This window comes from Peptoniphilus sp. Marseille-Q6390 (assembly GCF_965119475.1).
In genome coordinates this window covers 843,632-863,306 of record NZ_CBCPLS010000001.1, presented here as the reverse complement: position 1 = coordinate 863,306, position 19,675 = coordinate 843,632, and the positions used below count along the sequence as shown (strand labels likewise).

Here is a 19,675-nt window from a genome sequence, read left to right as displayed (position 1 = left end):
CCACTTTATCAAGAAAAGAGTATGCATAAGCATACTCTTAAGATAATATATTATTTAAATATCTAGCAACATAAACGCCGCATGCAGATGCTTGTGAAAGTGAATGGGTTGCACCTCCACCATCACCTACAACAAATAATCCATCAACTGAGGTTTCAAAATTGTTGTCCGTTTCTACCCTTGAGTTATAGAATTTGACTTCCACTCCATATAAAAGTGTATCATCGTTGGCAGTACCAGGTGCAATTTTATCAAGAGCATAAATCATCTCGATGATAGAATCCAGTTGTCTCTTAGGAATTACTAGAGACAAGTCTCCTGGTGTAGCCTTAAGAGTTGGCTCTGTAAAACATTTTTGCATTCTTCTCTCATCAGATCTTCTGCCCTTTACCAAATCACCAAATCTTTGAAGAAGAACTCCTCCACCTAGCATATTAGATAACTTGGCAATTGATTCACCATATTCATTAGAATCCTTAAAAGGTTCCGTAAATTTATTGCTAACAAGAAGTGCAAAGTTAGTGTTTTCTGATTGAAGCTTTGGGTCTGCATAAGAGTGACCATTAACTGTAATTATCCCATTAGTATTTTCAGCTACAACTTGTCCATAAGGATTCATGCAAAATGTCCTTACTAAATCATTGTACATTTTTGTTTGATATACTATTTTTGATTCATAGACAGCATCTGTTATATGTTTAAATACCTCTGCTGGTAGTTCCACCCTAACACCAATATCAACTTGGTTAGAAAATAAATTAATATTAAATTTTTTACAAATTTCAGAAATCCATTTAGATCCACTTCTTCCTGAAGCAAGAACTAATTTATCACAAGAATATCTTTCTCCCTTATTACTAGTAAGAATAAACTTATCTTTCTTTTCAACATCCACAATAGTTGTGTTAAAAATCATTTCAACTTTATCCATTGTCCATTCATATATTTTTTCAAGAATTTTAAGATTTCTATCTGTCCCAAAGTGTCTTACCTTTGCATCAAGAAGATGTAAGTCATGCTTTAGTGCAAGAGTTTTTAAATTAGAAGATTTTGTCTCATATAATTTAGACTCTCCTCCATCAAATTCACAAAGAACTTTATCAACATATTCCATGAGCTCTATGGAATCTTCTTTACCAAGAAATTCATGCATTTGTCCGCCAAAATTTGTAGTTATGTTATATTTTCCATCAGATAAAGTTCCAGCTCCACCATAACCATTCATTATGTTGCAAGGTTCGCAGGAGATACAAGTCTCAACTTTTCCAGTTTTTATAGGGCACTGCCTTCTGTAAATTGAATTTCCCTTATCTATAACTAGAACCCTTAAGTCTGAGTTCATTTTTTTAAATTCATAGGAAGCAAATACACCAGAAGCACCTGCTCCTACTATTATTACATCGTAGTCTTTCATTTAATATCTCCTAACTAAATTTATTTATAAAATCTTCAAATCTTACTGGGAACTTATCTATTATTTCTAATTCTTCTCCACTTATTGGGTGATTGAATTTAAGTTTATATGCATGTAAAAGCTGTTTACTTATTTTAAACTTATTTTTTATGCCATAGACTTCATCACCAACTACTGGGTGATTTACATGGGCTAAGTGGACCCTAATTTGGTGGGTTCTTCCTGTGTGAAGGTGAACATCTAAAAGAGTATACTTATAAAAGTTTTTCAATACCTTAAAGCTAGTGAAGGCTTCCTTAGAATTTTCATCAATTACCTTCATCTTAATCCTATTATTAGGATCTCTTCCAATAGGGGCCTTAACATCAAAATCTTCGTATATATTTCCATGACAAATTGCAAGATAGTGCTTATCTATCTGTCTATTTTTAAACATTTCAACTAATTTGTAATAGGCTTCATCTTTTTTTGCAATAAGCATTAGACCAGATGTATCCTTGTCTAACCTGTGGACTATCCCTGGTCTATCATTATCTATAGGGTTTGATAGTTCTTTAAATTTATACAAAAGGCCATTGACTAAAGTTCCACTTTTATTTCCAGCTCCTGGATGAACAACCAAGTCTTGTGGTTTTGATATTACAGCAAGGTAATCATCTTCATATAATACATCAAAATCAATTTTTTCAGGGGACAAACTAAAATCATCTTCATATTCTACAGTTATCTCATCGTCTAATTTTAAGTTATAACCAGCTTTAACTTTATTATTATTCAATAAAATATTTCCGTCTACAATATTCTTTTTAATTTGTGACCTATTTATTTCAAGATTTTTTTCTAAAAACTTATCTAGCCTTAGTCCTACTGATTCCTTATCTACAATGAAAGTGTTTTTGTACATAACTCACCTTTTTTTGTTATCATGAAGCAGTATTCCTATTGAGATCAAAATTGTTCCTACTACTATGAATACATCAGCAAAATTAAAAATGGCAAAATCATATCCAAAAAATCTCATACTAATAAAATCTATAACATAGTGAAGCCTTACTCTGTCAATAAAATTACCAATTGTCCCACCAATTAATAAACTGAAGCTTAGTAGGTATATAAAAGGAACTTTATTATAATTTTTAATTAAAAATACAATTAATATAATTAAAACTGCTACTGTTATAACAGCAAATAAAGACCTAAATCCTTGAAGAATTCCAAAGGCTGCTCCTCTATTCTCTATGTAATAAAGTCTTAAAAAATTATCTATTAATACAACAGAATCTTCATTAGCTAAATAAGTAGCAGCTAAGAATTTTGTGAATTGGTCTATAATAATTAAAATAATGCTAAAAATAGCAACAAACATAAATATCTCCTCATTTGTTTAATCTCACGATTAATACAAAATTTCCCTTTTTGGTGTTTCCTTCTATATTAAAAATCCTAAATCTTCCATAGTGTCTAAGAGAAACTAAATCGCCTAGTTCTAATTCTAGATGAGGTCTTGTCTCCCTTGCGAAGTTTACCTTAACAAGCTCAGATTTTATCATTTCCTTGACTTTTGATCTTGAAAGATTAAATACTTTTGCAATTAGATTATCCAACCTAAAAGAAGATACAATTATCTTTTTATAATCGTACTCTTTCTTAGGCAAACTACTAGTATCATCTTCTCTTGAAAGTAATATATTATAGCGTGATACCTTTGTAAGATTAATTTCTACAAAATTTGCAATTTCTCTTTTAACAAAAAAATAAGTGTATTTTTCTCCAATTAAAATATCACCTATTTTTCCTCTGTCTATACTGAGACCTAATATGGATCCCAGTATATCCCCATGTTTAATTTTATTATTAGTATCAAACTTAAATAGGACAAGATCATCATCTTCATTTTCATACATATAAGAGGGGTATATGTAGATAATGCTAGATTCGCTATCTTCATATCCCCCATCAACTTGATAAGAGATGTCATCTTTAAACCTATTCAATATGGAAATAGATAAATTAATCTCGTGAGGATTTAGGAAATCTGTTGAAGTCGTAATGTGACTATTCATTACAGATTCCATTTTGTCGATTACTCTTCTAATAGAAATCTTTTCTTCTGGTCTGTTAATGTGATTAATTAAATCTATTCTATTTAAATTTACCAAGGGAACATTCCGTTGTTCTTAAGTTGTTCCTTTAGTCCATCAATTTCAACATTATTTGGTGCAAGAATAAAAATATCCTTATTTACCTTTTGCATCTTGCCATCAAGTGCATAAAGAGCTCCACTAACAAAATCAAAGATTTGTCTTTTAACATCAACATCAAGTTGTTCAAAGTTAAGAACTACTGCCTTAAAGTCTCTTAGATCATCAACGATAAGTGGAGATTCATCATAAGATAGTGGTTCATGAACTGTGATTGTCATGTTACTTGATGATACTCTAGCTTTTGCTGCTGGCTTATGGCTAGCTGGCTTAGGAGTATAAGCTGGTTCTACAGCTTCACTTTCATTTACCTCATTTTCAAACTCATCATCAAAATCTTCATACTCATATTCGTCTGCAAAACCAAAGATTTTCTTTAGTTTATCCATTGTTTTTTCTGCCATAATATCCTCCTAATTATAATTTCTATTTCCAAAAAGTTTAGAACCAACTCTAATCATGTTGGAACCTTCTTCTATAGCCAATTTAAAATCATGACTCATTCCCATTGAAAGGTATTTCATTTCTACGCCTTCATAAGCTTTTGATGAAATTTCCTCAAACTTATTATTCATTTTCTCAAATAATTTTCTTAACAAGTATTCATCTTCGGTGTTTGGCGCAATAGCCATAAGGCCTTTGATTTTTATATTTTTATAGTCAAGAAGTTCATATATAAAGTCTTCTGTTTCATCGTACTTTATTCCAAACTTACTATCTTCATCTCCAATGTTAATTTGAACTAAGCAGTCCACAATTATGTCATCTGTTTTTGCTCTTTTATCAATTTCTTTTGCCAGCTTAATCCTATCAAGAGATTGAATTAATTTAACTTTGTTATAAATATATTTTACTTTATTAGTCTGTAAATTTCCAATTAAATGAAAATTTAACTCATTATTTTTTAAAGATTCTTCTATTCTTTCATCTTCAATTTTAGAAACAAGTTCTTGTACTTTATTCTCACCAAAATCTTTGACTCCAAGTTTGTTGAATTCAGCAATCATTTCAACAGGGTGAGTCTTAGAAACAGCTATTAGCTTGACATCTCTATTATAGTTAGACTTGTCCTTGGCTATTTCTATATCTTCATAAAGTTTTTTTAAATTATCTTTTAAATCCAACTTATCACCTCAGTTTAATATCCTTGATTCATCAACTGTCTTAGGATTAATTACTATTGCATCATTAACAGTCAAAGTTTTGTAGGATTTCTCACCAATACTAAATACAGATTGCTTATTGCCTCTGTTGATAAATACAGTATCATTTGATTCGCTTACAATATCTACTGGTACAAACTTTACAAGCCCTTTAATTTCTTGTACATAAACACCTGTAAGATCATTTCTTTCAATCAAAGTTGACTTTGGAATTTCAAAACCCTTGGTTTTATTTACAATTATTTTACCATCATGAACTCTGTTTGAGTACATGTTTTCAAAATATCTATCTAAACTAACAATAATAACTGCATGGTTTTCATCTTTATTTATTTTTTCCACCACACCATATATATCTTCTATCTCAGGTATTTGAATTTTTACAGAATCGCCAATATTGTAGTTGGCAATATTTGATGCATTTGAAATTGTACAAGCTACTTTCCAATTTAAATTGTTGATAATTTTAAAAAGTGGTTCTCCATTTCTAACCCTTGTTTCCATTTCAAGATTCTTAAAGTTATAGTTTCTGTTTAAGTACTTGTATGTAAACTTGTCAAGGTCGCTGATATTAAAGTATTCTTCGTTTCCGTCGATTTTATAAGAAACAATGCCACTAAATTCTGATTTATAAGAAAAATTATATTTTGAAATCTCTTTTTCCAATTCTTCCTTTTTATAATTTAAAGCAGCATCAGACATTTCTAAATATTCTTTTAATTCGGCTGTGTTTATATTTTCACTAATTCCATTATCTGAAGAGTTGATATCATAATACACGCCAGCAAAATTTTTATCTTTTATTTGTTCTTGCAAATTTTTTGTAAAGGTTTTTGAGTTTTCTTTTTCTAGAGGTTCAATCCCTTTTTTTATCTTAATAGCTGCATTTACCTTAGCTAAATCATCCTTTAAAGAAGATACATCTCCCATTAGGTTTAGACTTGCAACCTCATATCCAGAGGGAACTTTTTGACCCTCGCTAGCATGGAAAACTACAACCCCATCCCCATTTGCATAGTAAGCTTTCTCTTCGAAAAGATTATATATTGTTGTGTCAATGTCTTTTTCAAAAGTGGTTAAAGTTGGAAAAATCGTTTTATAATCATTTACCCGATTTCCCCTTAATAACTTTCCAAAAACCATTAGCAAAAATAAAATAAGCAAAAGAGCAAAAACTCTTCTTTTTATATATTTATTTTTATTTTTAAAATTGCTCAAAAAACCACCTATTTACCAAAATATTATATCATAAAGTCTTATAATAAGATATTATTCAAAGAAGATTTGCTCTATTTCATCCTTATTTTCTCTAGTCATAAGCTCATACACCGCCTTATTCGGATCATAACCTTCATAAAGGACTTTATAAAGGGCATTTGTTATTGGCATTTCTATATTTTTTAATTTCGCAAGCTTATATGCAGATTTAACAGTTTTTACACCTTCAACAACTTGTCCAACCTCTTTACAGGCGTCTTCCATAGACTTGCCTTCCCCAATTAGGATACCGGCTCTTCTATTTCTAGAGTGCATGCTGGTACAAGTAACAATTAAGTCACCAATTCCAGATAAGCCATTAAAAGTATGTGGGTTTGCACCCAACGAAATCCCTAGCTTACTCATTTCATAAATACCACGAGTCATAAGTGCTGCCTTTGAATTATCTCCATAAGCTAGACCATCATTCATCCCTGCTGCTAAGGCAATAATATTTTTCAAAGCTCCACCCATTTCAACACCTACAAGGTCTGGATTTGTATAAATCCTAAAAATTGGAGTGGAAAACTCGTGTTGTATAGTTTGCGCAACTTTTAGATTTTCAGAAGATGCAACAAGAGTTGTGGGTATATCCTTCCCCACTTCTTCAGCATGAGAAGGCCCAGAAAGTGCAACAAAAGGATTATCTTTTAATATTTCAGATGAAATTTCTGATATTCTATCTAAACTTTCTACTTCTATACCTTTGGAAAGATTAACTATAATAACATCTTTTGATATCTTGCCCTTAATGCTAGTTAAAACTTCTCTTATGCTTGAAGTTGGAACAGCAATTATAAATACATCAATATCTTCAAGTACACTATCCAGATTGCTTGTTAGATTAATTTCTTTTTCAAACTTAGCTCCAGGAAGGTATTTTGTATTTTCTTTATTTTTCCTAATGTCTTCTATTACCTCTTTATTTCTAATATAGAAGTTTAATTCATGACCCTTATTGGACAAAAGTCTTGCTATTGCAGTTCCCCAACTTCCTCCACCACAAAGAGTAATCTTCATTTTTTCCCTCCTATTTTATTCTCATTTCCCGAGATAATTCTCTTAATATTGCCTTTATGTCTTATTATCCCAATAATAGCAACAATATCAATGATTAGTATATTATAAATTGATAATTTAGACATAAAGGAATAGACCATAATAATCGAGATAAAAAATAATATTGAACCTACTGAAACCATTTTTGTTAATACAGTTCCCAAGACCCATACAATATAGCATATTAAAGTCAAAGGAAAATTAAATAAGGCTAAGGCCCCCAAAGTTGTGGCTACTCCCTTGCCTCCTTTAAAATTCATATAAAAAGGAAAATCGTGGCCAAGAACTGCTCCAAATATCCCTAAGGGAACAAATTCATTACCAAATAATTTTCTTATAAGGATAGTCACCAAGGCTCCCTTTAAAAAATCTATAGCAAAGGTAAGGACACCTGCTTTCTTTCCAAGAACTCTCATTGCATTAGTAGTTCCTGCATTTCCAGAACCGTATTTTCTTATATCCTTATTTAAAAAAATATTTCCAATTATGTAAGAACCCGAAATTGTTCCTACAAAATAAGATATTAATAAAGTTAAGACATGGTTCATCTTTTTGGTCCCTTATCTGCTCTTGGGCTTACTCTGTTTTTTAACTCTAAAATTATTGGTGTTCCGTCAAAAGAATAAGTATCTCTTATTTGATTTTCAATATACCTTAGGTACGAGAAGTGGAATAGTTCTTTATCATTTACTGATAACAAGAATTTAGGTGGTCTAACACTAACTTGTGAACCATAATATAATTTTCCCCTCTTACCCTTGTCAGAAGGTGGTTGATTCATTAAAACAGCCTTGTTTAATATATCATTTAAGACACCAGTTTGAATTCTATGGTTATAGTTGTTGTTAACTAGCTCTATCATATCTAAAAATTCATTTACTCTTTGTCCTGTTTTAGCAGATATAAAAACAATTGGAGCATAGGTTACAAAGGGAAGCTCTTCTCTAATTTTCTTTTCAAAGTTTCTCATTGTCTTTGTTTCTTTTTCCAGTGCATCCCACTTATTTACAGCAATTATAATTGCCTTATTGTTGTCATGAGCATAGCCAACTATTTTAGAATCTTGTTCAGTTACACCCTCTAAGGCATCAATCATAAGAACACACACATTCGATCTTTCAATTGCTGTTAAGGTTCTTATTACTGAATAACGCTCAACACCAGGAACGATTTTCTTTTTCTTTCTTAATCCTGCCGTATCTACAAAAACATATTCATTTCCCTTGTACTTTATGAGAGAGTCAATAGAGTCACGTGTTGTACCTGGAATGTTCGTTACAATAGACCTGTTTTCTCCTGTTAAGTAGTTTAACAAAGAAGATTTTCCTACATTTGGCTTACCAATTAAGGTTACTCTTATGTTGTCATCTTCTTCGAGTTCATCAACTGGAGTAAGACCATCTACGGCCTCATCTAAGAGATCTCCAACTCCTGTCCCCTGTTCTGCACTTATACCAATAGGTTCACCAAGACCTAATTCATAAAAGTCATATATATTATCTTTTGTTATCTTAGAATCATACTTGTTTACTGCGAGTACAACCTTAGTCTTTGTCTTTCTTAAAAAATTAGAAATTTCTCTATCTGTTGGATTAACACCTTCAGCACCGTCAACTACAAATATTACAACATCTGATGTTTCTAAGGCTATATCTATTTGCGCCTTAATGCTGGACATGAAAATATCTTCATCTTTAAGCTCTAATCCACCAGTATCAACTAGTAAAAATTTATAATTAAGCCAAGTTGCAGGCTGATAAATTCTATCTCTAGTAACACCTGGGGTATCTTCAGTTATTGATACCTTCCTGCCAACTATTTTATTAAATAGTGTAGACTTGCCTACATTTGGTCTGCCAATTATTGAAATTATGGGCATTTCCATATAATCACCCCTATCTTAGTTATTATATCAAAGGAGATTATTTTATTCAATTTCCTAATTTCGTTGAGAATAAAAAAACTCCATAGTATAATGTTTTTGGTGATAAAATGGCTAAAGTCTTAAATAATATAAAAGATGCTAAGGACTTAATGAATTTATCTCTCTATACAGGAGCTCTTTTAATTCAAAATGGAGCAGAATCTTATAGGGCGGAAGATACAATTGAAAGAATTTGTAAATCTGTTTCAAATATTTCTAATGTATCAGCTTATGCTCTTCCCTCTGCAATTTTTATTTCAATGGAGTTTGAGGGAGAAACTCTTAGCAACTTTAGAAAAATTACAATTTCTGATACAAATTTATATAAAATTGACAGGGTGAATTCTTTTTCAAGAGAATTCGTTTCTCATGACCTTTCAATAAAAGAAGCTTATGACAGACTTTTTGCAATTGATGGAACAGAAGAAAATCCTAAGAAAATTTATATTGGTGGTGGGATAGCTGCATCTTTCTTCTCAGTTTTATTTGGAGGAGATGTCAAAGACTTTGCCGCTAGTTTCTTTATTGGAATTCTAATATCTCTGGTTTTAGAAAAATTATCATATTTAAAACTTTCATTTTTTATAAATAATATTATTTGTGCCTTCATCACATCAATTCTTGCAATTATTTGCGTTCACTTTGGCCTTGGTTCAAATATAGATATGATTATAATCGGTGTAATAATGCTTTTAGTACCAGGTGTAGCTATAACAAACTCCGTTAGAGATATTATGAGTGGAGAGTTTATAACTGGAGCTATTACGATGATAAAAGCATTTTTTATAGCCCTAGCCATAGCTTTTGGAGTTGGTGTTGGACTTAAGATAATGAGGTTTATATTATGATTTTAAATAAAAGCATTGGACAATTTCTCTTAGCAACTCTTGCAACTTACGGCTTCACTATTTATTTTAAGCTCCCTAAAAAAGTTAGGCTAATTACATCAGCTTTATCAGGATTTATATGGGTTGTATATGAACTCCTCTTCGCTTTTAGTGATAACTATATGATTTCTTATTTGTTGTCTTCTTTGTTAATAGGAGTTTGTTCGGAGTCTTTTGCAGTTTGTTTTAAAAAACCTGCAACAGTCTTCACCCTTCCATGTCTTGTACCTTTAGTACCAGGAGCGGGGATGTACTACATCATGTATTACTTTATAGAATCTGATTATGTTGTCATGAGAGAGCATGTTATAAAAACAACACTTACAACTTCTGCTCTTGCTCTAGGAATAGTTTTGTCTCAAGGTATTGTAAGAATAATAAGAGAATTAATTAAGAATTATAAAAGCAATAGAATTAATAACAATTTAACACACGAATAGTTTTAATATAGTTTTATATAACACAAAAACCCTAGGTTACAAAACCTAGGGTTTAAATTATATTTTTTTAATTTTTCTTATCTTTCATTTAATTTTTTTACAAGCATTTCATTTGCAACTTTTGGATTTGCTTTTCCTCTTGATTTTTTCATTACTTGTCCAACCAAGAATCCAAGAGCTCTATCTTTTCCTTCTTTAAAGTCAATAATTGACTGTTCATTTTCATCTAAAACTTCATCTACAATCTTTTCTATTGCAGATAGGTCTGTCATTTGTACAAGACCAAGTCTTTCAATTATTTCCTTTGCTCCATCGCCAGTTTCAAACATTTCTCTTAATACTTTTTTACCAGCATTGTTGCTAATCTTTTCACTCTTAATTGCATTTAAAAGTTCAATAAATTCTTTGTTTTCAAAAGGTAGTTTAAATTCCTCATCATCAGAAATTTCAACTCTTCTTAAAATTTCTGTTTGAATCCAGTTTGATAATAAAGTATAGTCTTTAAAATCTTTTGCAAGTTCTTCGAAAAACTTTGCGAGTTCTCTGGAAGAAGTTAATACTTGTGCATCTTCAAGTGTAATTTCATATTCCTTTACAAATCTTTCGATTATTTGCTCTGGAAGCTCTGGCATTTTATCTACCACTTCTTTTATTTCTTCATCTGTAATATGAACTATTGGAAGATCACCTTCTGGTGCAAACCTATAGTCATTTGCAGTGTACTTAACTCTCATTAAGATAGTTTCGTTTTTTGCATCATCCCATCTTCTAGTAGTCTTAATTTCATCTTCATGGTTTTCAAGAAGTTTTATGTGTCTTTCCACTTCGAAATCAATTGCCTTTTCAACACCCCTAAAGGAGTTAAGGTTTTTAACTTCTGTGATAGCCGTTTTTTCTCCTGTTTCCATATCCTTAACGTTTACGTTAACGTCACATCTAAGGGATCCTTCTTCCATCTTACAATCTGAGATATCCAAGAATCTAAGAGTTGACTTTAATTTTTCTAGAAAGTCACGAGCTTCTTTACCACTAGAAATATCTGGTTTAGTTACTATTTCTATTAGAGGAACACCACATCTATTGTAATCCATTAGCGTTTCGTTATCTTCCGTGTGAAGGCTTTTTGCTGTATCCTCTTCCATTTGAATTTGGAATAGTCCAATCTTTTTCTTTCCATCTTCTGTGTCTATTTCAAGATAGCCATCAGTGCAAATTGGTTTATCATTTTGTGTGATTTGGAAACCCTTTGTCAAGTCTGGATAAAAATAATTTTTTCTATCAAATTTTGATTTATTGTTAATCTTACAGTTAAAAGCAGTTCCTGCCATTATAGTATAATTAACAACATTTCTATTTAAAACTGGCATCCCACCAGGAAGTGCCAAGCATACTGGACATACATTTGTGTTAGGCTCATCACCAAAGGAGTTTTTACATGAACAAAAAGCTTTTGTTTCTGTGGAAAGTTCTACGTGAATTTCCAATCCTACAATTGTTTTATATCTCATTTGTTTAAGCTCCTTTCAAATGCTAGGGACGCTTGAAGTAGGTCCTTGTCCTTAAATCTTTTACCTGTAAATTCAATACCAATTGATAGTCCATCTTGTCCTGCTGGCATTGGTAGTGAAATTGAAGGAGAGCCCACCATATTAGCAGGAATTGTAAATAAGTCTGCTTGATATGCTTCAACTGGACTTACATTATCATAAATTTTTAAAGGAAGAACTGGGAATGTTGGACAAAGCATAAAGTCATAGTCCTTAAACATTCTATCCATATCTCTTTTTATTAAACCTCTAACCTTTAAAGCCTTATAATAAAATTCTTCAGCATTATCCATAGATAGGATATTAGTACCTATCATAATCCTTCTCTTAACTTCGTCTCCAAAGCCTTCACTTCTTGAAGCACGGTACATTTCTTCTATTGTTTCAAATTTTTTGTCTGTTCTATGGCCATATCTTATGGAATCAAAACGAGCCAAGTTCGATGCAATTTCTCCATTAACTAGAATGTTATAAGTTTCTATAGTGTGGTTTAGGGATTCGATATCGTATTCATCTACTTGGGCACCATTGTCTTTTAAAATTTCAATTGCCTTTTCAAGTTCGCTTCTAACTCTCTCATTTAAATCCATTTCTAAATATGTTTTAGGAATAGCAAACTTTTTGCCTTCAAGATTTTTAATTGCATCATCTGAGAAATCGAAGTCAAAATTTAATCCAGGATTTCCAACAGAAGTTGCATCTCTTTCATCCCTACCTTCTATTACATTAAACATTATTGTAAGGTCTCTAACATCATTTGCAATAACGCCAGGTTGATCAAAGGTGTTTGCCATTGAAGCCATACCAAACCTAGAAATTGAACCATAAGTTGGTTTCATACCAACAGTTTTACAAAAGCTTGAAGGTTGCCTTACAGATCCACCTGTATCAGATCCAATAGATATAGCTGCCATATTAGCACTAACAGATGCAGCTGATCCACCTGATGATCCACCAGAAACTCTTGTAATATCAAGTGGATTTTTTGTTACTCCAAAGTATGAAGTTCTAGTTGATGCTCCCATGGCAAATTCATCCAAGTTTACCTTGCCTAATATGACTCCATCATTATCCTTTATTTTTTTAACTAGTGTGGCATCATAGGGTGAAATATAATTTTCAAGCATCCTAGAGCCGCAAGTCATCTTTACATTTTTCACAGAAATATTGTCTTTAATAGAAATAGGAATCCCAGCAAGAGGTGACATCTCTTCTCTGTTATGGAATTTTTCATCAACTTCCTTTGCTTTTTTTAATGCCAATTCTTCTGTAACTGTAATATACGCATTAATTTCTTTATCTTTTTCTTTAATATTATCTAGAAATTCTCTTGTAACTTCTTCACAAGAAAAATCTCTATTTCTATATCCTTGAGCTATCTCCCAGGCCTTTAATTTGCTAAAAGTCATGAGTACCTCCTATTCTACAAACTTAATGAGTTTAAAATAACCGTATTTTTTAGTAGCGGCGTTTTCTAGTGCCTCTTCTTGAGTAAGAGACTCTCGTGTTTTATCTTCACGAATATTATTTTCTGTTCCATTGACTTGGAATACCATTTCAACACCATCAGTGTCAATTTCTTTTATTTTATTCACAAGCTCAATATTTTCATCAAAGCTTGGTGCAAATTTATCTAGCTCTTCATCAGTGAAATCTATTTGAGCAATATTTGCAATATGCCTTATATCTTCTTTATTCATTTAAACCTCCTACTAAATCTTCAAGTTCTTTCAAACTCAAAATTTTTATATCTAAGGACCTAGCTTTCTCATACTTGGATCCTGGATTCTCTCCTACAACAACATAATCGGTATTTTTACTTACTGATCCTGTCACTTTAGCACCTAAAGATATCAGTTTTTCTTCCAATTTTTTTCTAGGAATTTCTAATGTCCCTGTTAATACAAAAGTTTTTTTATCAAGTGGCTTAGGTCCCTTATTATCATCTTCATATACTGGCTTTAAACCTAAGTCAAATAACTCATCCACTGCCCTAATGATTCTATCATCGTGGAAGAATTCTACAATTTCTTTTGCTGTAATGTTTCCAATGTCTCCTATAGAAATTAATTCTTCTTCCTTAGAATTTTTTAATTTATCAAAGGACTTAAAATGATCAGCTAAGTCTCTAGCAGTTTTTATACCAACGTTAGGTATCCCTAGGGCATAGATAAAATTTGATAAATGTGGTTTTTTAGAGTTTTCAATTGATTTTAGAAGATTGTTAGTTCTCTTTTCTTTAAAACCTTCTATTTTAATTATATCTTCATATTTTAGCTTGTAAATATCAGGGATTTCTTTCAATCCAATAGTAGCCATTAACTTTTCTATAGTTTTCTCACTAAAACCTTCGATGTCCATTGCATCTCTTGATGCAAAATGTGTGAGCCTTGAAACTAATTGTGGCACACAGGATAGGGTGTTAGGGCAGAATATGTGGACACCATCTTGATAAAGATGAGACCCGCAATAAGGGCAAGTTTTTGGCTTTTCTATTTCACGTGTTTCGTTATCACTTGGAAGAGTTCCTAAGATTTCTGGTATAACATCGTTAGACCTTCTTATTAAAACTCTCGAACCTATCTTAACCTTTTTCCTAAGTATGTCATCATAATTATTTAAGGTAGCTCTTTGTACTGTTACGCCACCAATATCAACTGGCTCAAGAATCGCTGAAGGAGTAACCTTAGCTGTCCTCCCAACATTCCAAACTACATCAAGAAGTGTAGTTGAAATTTCTTCTGCTTCAAATTTATAAGCAACCGCCCAACGAGGAAACTTATTGGTATAACCAAGAGCTTTTCTAGTTTCTATGTCATTTACCTTTATAGTTACGCCATCAATTAAAACATCTAACTTATTTCTGTTTTCTCCAATTTCTTTTATTTTTTGTGTTATGTCTGAGAATTTTTTGACTTTAAAGTTATATTTTGAAACTCTAAAATTATTTTCTCTTAAGAAATTTTTAATATCATCATCTGATTTAAATATATCTTCTTCGATATATCCAACATTATAAAAGAAGGCTGTTAAGTTTCTTTTTTTAGTAACCTTGGGATCCAAGTTTCTTAAGGCACCTGCTGCTGCATTCCTAGCATTTTTTAATTTCTCATCATTTTCTTGGTTGTATTTCTCTAGTTCATATAGAGGCATCAGGCCTTCTCCCTGAACTTCAATTTTCCCAGGATAAGAAATTCTTAAGGGAACAGAGTAAATTGTCTTTACTTGTTTTAGGATTTCTTCGCCAATTATCCCATTACCCCTAGTCGATGCCATAACAAGATTTTGATTTTCATATGTTAGGTTAATTGTAAGTCCATCAAACTTAAGCTCAACAATAAATTCTGGTTCTGGCAATTTATTTACATTGTTTTGATTATAGTCACTTACAAATTTTTCTATTCTATTAAACCATCCAAGAAGAGCTTCATCTCCCTGAGCCTTATCCATTGAGTAAAGCCTAGCAAGATGAGTATGTTTTTCAAATTTGCTAAGGACAGCACCACCTACCCGAGTTGTAGGTGAATAAGGTAGAACTGTTCCACTTTCTTTCTCTAAGTTTACTAACTTGTCGTAAAGCTTGTCATACTCAGCATCGGAAAGAAGTGGATCGTCAAGAGTATAATAATGGTAATTTAATTTATCAATTTTCTTGATTAAATTTTCCATTTCTTTTATTTTATCCTTCATAAGTCACCAACTAATCTATTAATTTAATAGGAGCTACAGATAGCATAAGTCTCTTTAATCCCTTTTTATCAAAGGAAATAACAACTTCATAGTCTCCATTTTTTTCTTTCTTTTGAACTACCATGCCTTTGCCAAATACTTTATGTTTAACTTTATCACCAACGCTTATGTTCTTATCAGTTGCTTGGTTAAGGCCCTTGCCAGCTTCTGTCTTTTTTTCTATTCCAAAGAATTTAGTTTTTCTATTAACAAAAGATTTGTTTCCTTCATTATAGTCGCGAATTTCTAAAAGTTCTCTACTCTTATCTTCAATAATTTCTATTGTTTCGCCCATTTCATGAATAAATCTACTTCTTTTTGCCGGAGTTAATTTTCCGTACATGGACCTAGTCCTTGAGGATGAAATAAAAAGATTGTTGCAGGCTCTTGTGACTCCTACATAACAAAGTCTTCTCTCTTCTTCAACCTCATCTTCGCTTTCAATAGATCTATTAGATGGGAAAAGTCCTTCTTCAAATCCAACTAGAAATACAGTGGAGAATTCCAAACCTTTTGCAGCGTGCATTGTCATAAGATTAACTCCACTTTCTTCGGAAGTCTTATCAACATCGGATAAAAGTGATAGGGTATTTAAATATTCGGCAAGTTCTACACCTTCCCTATCGTATTCCATTATATTAGAGTGAAGTTCTTCAATATTTTCAAGTCTAGTCTTAGCTTCAATTGTATTTTGACTTTTTAAATCTTCTACATAACCACTTTCGTATAATACTTCTTCAAAAAGCTTTCCAATAGAAAGTTTTTCAGACCTATCTTTTAAAATCTTCAAGATGCTTCCGAAATCTCTAACATTTTTCCTTGCCCTGATGTTCAAATCGTCAAATTTGTCAATATTTGTCACAAGATCATATAGAGAAATCCCATTTTTATCAGCATAATCTAATAAATCAGCTAAAGATGTATCACCTATCCCTCGCTTTGGTCTGTTTATTATCCTAGATAAACTTACATTATCATCAGTATTATTTAAGGCTCTCAGGTAAGCTAAGATATCCTTTACTTCCATCCTATCATAGAACTTTAGTCCACCTACAATCTTGTAGGGTATGCTCTCTCTAACTAGGGCCTCTTCAAAACCTCTTGACTGAGCATTGGTCCTATATAAGATAGCCATATCTTTAAATTCTTCACCCTTATAGTGAAGACCTATTATTTTATTTATAACTCCATATTCTTCTTCATTTGAGTGAGGAAACTCTCTATAAACAACTGGCTTACCTTCATTTCTTGAAGTCCAAAGATTTTTTTCAATCCTAGTTCTGTTATTTTCTATAACTTTGTTAGCTACTTCAAGAATTTTTTGAGTAGACCTATAATTCTGTTCTAGCTTTACAATTTTTGCACCAGGAAAATCCTTGTGGAAGTTTAAGATATTATTAATATCAGCGCCACGCCACTTATAAATAGATTGGTCGTTGTCTCCAACTACTGTTAGATTTGGTTCATTTCCTGCAACCAGTTTAATAAATTCATATTGAATTTTATTAGTATCTTGGTATTCATCAACGAAGATATATTCAAACTTACTCCTATAAAAATCTCTTACATCTTCATAGTCTCTTAAAATATCAACTGTTTTTATTAGGAGGTCATCAAAATCCAAAGCGTTATTGCTAACTAACTTTTTTTCATAAATTTCATAAATTTTACCAAGATTTTCTTTGAAAAAGTTAGTCTTATTTAAATCTATATATTCTTTTGGACTTAATCCTTCACTTTTTATGTTTGAAATATCATTAACAATGGATCTTGGTTTATAAATATCCCTGTCTAGTCCTAACTCTCCTATAGCTTCTTTTACAACAGTAATTTGGTCGTCTCTATCATAAATAGTAAAACTTGAGCTATAACCAATTTTATCTATATTTTTTCTAAGTATTCTAACGCAAATTGAGTGAAAGGTTCCTATCCACATTGAGGAGATGTCTTCGTCGATTAATTTTGAAACTCTGTCTCTCATTTCATTAGCAGCCTTATTAGTAAAGGTAATTGCCAAAATTTTCCAAGATGGAACTTGTAACTCCTCGATTAAATATGCAATTTTAGAAGTTACCACCTTGGTTTTTCCACTTCCAGCTCCAGCTAAAATAAGCAAGGGGCCTTTCGTTGCCAAAAGGGCTTCCTTTTGTTTATCATTTAATGTATTTATATCCATGACTTCTCCTTACTGCTAAATATTATATGTTTTTTTTCCCTTATTTTCAACTTTTTAAGATATCCCTTATGACTTGAGAAGCTAGTACCATGCCACAAACCGGTGGAACAAAAGAGATAGATCCTGGTGTTCTATCGCCAGTTTTTATTGGAAGCTCACTGGAGCAAACCACCTTTAATTTTTTTATTCCCATTTCTTTCAATTTTTTCCTCATAATTCTTGCAAGGGGATCATTTTGTGTTTTTTCAATTTCCATAACTTGAAACTTTGTAGGATCCAATCTATTACCTGCACCCATTGCAGAAATTATTTTTATATTTCTATCATATGCTTCCCTAATAATCAAAAGCTTAGATGTAATCGTGTCAATTGCATCCACAACATAATCATAAGATTCAAAATCAATATCTCTAATATTTTCTTCACTTACAAATAAATCATATTTTTTTATTTTTAATTTTGGATTAATCTCAAGAAGTCTTTCTTCACAAGCATCAACTTTTCTCCTTCCCAAAGTTTTGGTTGTGGCGAAGGCTTGTCTATTTATATTTGTTATCTCGTATTCGTCACCATCAACAAGGCCTATCTCTCCTATCCCTGCTCTTACTAAGGCCTCAACACAAGATCCGCCTACTCCACCAAGTCCAAATACAATAACAGACTTATCATTTATTTTTTTGACATCTTCTTTAGGAATCATTCTCTCAGTTCTACTTAAAAATTCCACATTTCCTCCAATTTGAAAGGGCCGTCAAATGAACAGCCCCTTTAATCTTATTTTAATTTTATGTTTATTAGACTATTTTCGCCAAGGATACCATAACCTTCAACGATGTCATTAATATTATGTTTTCTGAAAGTATTTACAGTTATAACTTGTCCTGGACCAAACCTATCAGAATCAGATTCAGTTACTTTAATCCTTATAAAATTAACATTTTTACTTTCTATTATTTCTATGACTTGACCCTTAAATTTAATTGGTATGTTAGCTTCAGCAGCTTCTAAATCTCTATCATCAATAGTTTTATTATTTAAATCTTTATTCACTAAGAAAGAGTCTTTCTCATTTTTATTATTATCCTTGCTTAGAGAATTATTTTCACTAGCTTTATTATCTTCAGGCTTAACTAACAAGTCTTCGGTATTAACATCTTTTGGTTTCTTTACCTTATCTAAGTTTTTATTAAAATACTCAAGAGACTTAGAAGTTAATACTGCAATTTCACTTCTTCTTATTGCAAGATTTCCGTTAAAATTACCTTCTGAACCTGTGCTAGTAAAAATATTTGAATTAACAAGATTTGGAAGATACTCCATAGTTAGGGGATGAATTTTTTTCATATCCTTATATTTTAAGTTACTTTTATCCTGACTTTTTTCAATATTCAAAGCTCTTGCAAAATAAACTGCAATGGAATTTCTATTTGGATAAAGCTTATTATCTAAAAATCCTCTTTCACGAGCATTTATTAATGTCTTTTCAGTGATTGTACCGTGATATAAGTTAAAGCAAATTGCATCTTTTGCCCAGTCTATAACTCCATTAGCATTTGCCATTTCCATGTAAGCTTCTCTAGCTAATTTCATTTCTTCATCACTAGGATTTGAAAGAGTTTTTATAATTTGCATTGTTTCCAAAAAGCTAACAGGATTGTTTGGTCTAAAAGTCCCATCTTCATATCCATTTAAAATGTTTTTGTTTGATAATTCTTCCACATACTTATAAGCCCACTCTGTCTTTCCACTATTCTTTACATCTGTAAAAGATTTAGCAAAAATACTTCCTGGTGCTAAGAGAGTTGAAAGAACTAAACTTATTGCTATAATTTTCTTTTTCATCTAATCACTCCGCCCTAAATTATAGCATAAATTTTG

Annotated in this window: 19 protein-coding genes; 2 read left to right on the top strand and 17 right to left on the bottom strand. The window is 31.6% G+C overall.

The genetic code is table 11. The annotated features are described in order from the left end of the window. Positions 1–37 precede the first annotated feature (37 nt). From ACWPVO_RS04230 to der, 10 genes are read right to left on the bottom strand one after another with little or no spacing between them, the layout of a single operon-like run. The gene (locus ACWPVO_RS04230; protein ID WP_454206760.1) at positions 38–1,414 is read right to left on the bottom strand and encodes an NAD(P)/FAD-dependent oxidoreductase; all 1,377 of its coding nucleotides are present in this window, start codon (positions 1,412–1,414) and stop codon (positions 38–40) included. 10 nt (positions 1,415–1,424) lie between these two features. Beyond that, positions 1,425–2,318, bottom strand: coding sequence for an RluA family pseudouridine synthase (locus tag ACWPVO_RS04225; protein ID WP_454206758.1), 894 nt, complete (start codon positions 2,316–2,318; stop codon positions 1,425–1,427). Positions 2,319–2,321: 3 nt separating this feature from the next. Continuing rightward, positions 2,322–2,780 carry a signal peptidase II gene (gene lspA, locus ACWPVO_RS04220; protein WP_454206756.1) on the bottom strand — a complete coding sequence of 153 codons (459 nt, stop codon included), beginning with the start codon at positions 2,778–2,780 and terminating at the stop codon, positions 2,322–2,324. Between the two features lie 10 nt (positions 2,781–2,790). Beyond that, a complete protein-coding gene (locus ACWPVO_RS04215; RefSeq protein WP_454206754.1) occupies positions 2,791–3,573 on the bottom strand; it encodes a YlmH family RNA-binding protein in 783 nt (260 codons plus the stop codon). Further along, the gene (locus tag ACWPVO_RS04210; protein ID WP_412594068.1) at positions 3,567–4,019 is read right to left on the bottom strand and encodes a cell division protein SepF; all 453 of its coding nucleotides are present in this window, start codon (positions 4,017–4,019) and stop codon (positions 3,567–3,569) included. Before ACWPVO_RS04210 ends, ACWPVO_RS04215 begins: the two co-directional genes overlap by 7 nt. A gap of 9 nt (positions 4,020–4,028) precedes the next feature. After that, entirely contained in the window at positions 4,029–4,739 is a 711-nt protein-coding gene (locus ACWPVO_RS04205; RefSeq protein ID WP_454206752.1) for a YggS family pyridoxal phosphate-dependent enzyme, read from the bottom strand. Between the two features lie 9 nt (positions 4,740–4,748). Next, positions 4,749–5,996 carry an HlyD family efflux transporter periplasmic adaptor subunit gene (locus ACWPVO_RS04200; RefSeq protein WP_454206750.1) on the bottom strand — a complete coding sequence of 416 codons (1,248 nt, stop codon included), beginning with the start codon at positions 5,994–5,996 and terminating at the stop codon, positions 4,749–4,751. A gap of 51 nt (positions 5,997–6,047) precedes the next feature. Next, complete coding sequence (locus ACWPVO_RS04195) at positions 6,048–7,055, bottom strand: NAD(P)H-dependent glycerol-3-phosphate dehydrogenase (protein WP_454206748.1); 1,008 nt, start codon at positions 7,053–7,055, stop codon at positions 6,048–6,050. Then, positions 7,052–7,642 carry a glycerol-3-phosphate 1-O-acyltransferase PlsY gene (gene plsY, locus ACWPVO_RS04190; protein ID WP_454206746.1) on the bottom strand — a complete coding sequence of 197 codons (591 nt, stop codon included), beginning with the start codon at positions 7,640–7,642 and terminating at the stop codon, positions 7,052–7,054. Before plsY ends, ACWPVO_RS04195 begins: the two co-directional genes overlap by 4 nt. Beyond that, positions 7,639–8,979 carry a ribosome biogenesis GTPase Der gene (gene der / locus ACWPVO_RS04185; RefSeq protein ID WP_454206744.1) on the bottom strand — a complete coding sequence of 447 codons (1,341 nt, stop codon included), beginning with the start codon at positions 8,977–8,979 and terminating at the stop codon, positions 7,639–7,641. The genes plsY and der overlap by 4 nt, the downstream gene beginning before the upstream one ends. A 107-nt stretch (positions 8,980–9,086) precedes the next feature. Here der and ACWPVO_RS04180 point away from each other — a divergent pair, with 107 nt between their 5' ends. Together ACWPVO_RS04180 and ACWPVO_RS04175 are read left to right on the top strand one after the other, a co-directional pair. Beyond that, positions 9,087–9,866, top strand: a complete 780-nt coding sequence (locus ACWPVO_RS04180; RefSeq protein ID WP_005956516.1) for a threonine/serine exporter family protein — start codon at positions 9,087–9,089, stop codon at positions 9,864–9,866. After that, a complete protein-coding gene (locus ACWPVO_RS04175; RefSeq protein ID WP_060800266.1) occupies positions 9,863–10,345 on the top strand; it encodes a threonine/serine exporter family protein in 483 nt (160 codons plus the stop codon). The genes ACWPVO_RS04180 and ACWPVO_RS04175 overlap by 4 nt, the downstream gene beginning before the upstream one ends. A gap of 77 nt (positions 10,346–10,422) precedes the next feature. On the opposite strand, the gene gatB is transcribed toward ACWPVO_RS04175, so the two are convergent. From gatB to ACWPVO_RS04140, 7 genes are read right to left on the bottom strand one after another with little or no spacing between them, the layout of a single operon-like run. Then, positions 10,423–11,853, bottom strand: a complete 1,431-nt coding sequence (gene gatB, locus ACWPVO_RS04170) for an Asp-tRNA(Asn)/Glu-tRNA(Gln) amidotransferase subunit GatB (RefSeq protein ID WP_454206741.1) — start codon at positions 11,851–11,853, stop codon at positions 10,423–10,425. Continuing rightward, positions 11,850–13,301 (bottom strand): Asp-tRNA(Asn)/Glu-tRNA(Gln) amidotransferase subunit GatA, encoded by a 1,452-nt coding sequence (gene gatA, locus ACWPVO_RS04165; RefSeq protein WP_454206739.1) that lies wholly within the window; start codon positions 13,299–13,301, stop codon positions 11,850–11,852. Before gatA ends, gatB begins: the two co-directional genes overlap by 4 nt. A gap of 9 nt (positions 13,302–13,310) precedes the next feature. Continuing rightward, entirely contained in the window at positions 13,311–13,592 is a 282-nt protein-coding gene (gene gatC, locus ACWPVO_RS04160; protein WP_454206737.1) for an Asp-tRNA(Asn)/Glu-tRNA(Gln) amidotransferase subunit GatC, read from the bottom strand. Then, positions 13,585–15,582, bottom strand: a complete 1,998-nt coding sequence (gene ligA, locus ACWPVO_RS04155; protein WP_454206735.1) for an NAD-dependent DNA ligase LigA — start codon at positions 15,580–15,582, stop codon at positions 13,585–13,587. The genes gatC and ligA overlap by 8 nt, the downstream gene beginning before the upstream one ends. Positions 15,583–15,592: 10 nt before the next feature. Beyond that, complete coding sequence (locus tag ACWPVO_RS04150) at positions 15,593–17,797, bottom strand: ATP-dependent helicase (RefSeq protein WP_454206733.1); 2,205 nt, start codon at positions 17,795–17,797, stop codon at positions 15,593–15,595. A 46-nt stretch (positions 17,798–17,843) separates the two neighbouring features. Next, positions 17,844–18,524, bottom strand: a complete 681-nt coding sequence (locus ACWPVO_RS04145) for a tRNA threonylcarbamoyladenosine dehydratase (RefSeq protein ID WP_454206731.1) — start codon at positions 18,522–18,524, stop codon at positions 17,844–17,846. 47 nt (positions 18,525–18,571) lie between these two features. Then, complete coding sequence (locus tag ACWPVO_RS04140; RefSeq protein WP_454206729.1) at positions 18,572–19,639, bottom strand: S-layer homology domain-containing protein; 1,068 nt, start codon at positions 19,637–19,639, stop codon at positions 18,572–18,574. Positions 19,640–19,675 lie beyond the last annotated feature (36 nt).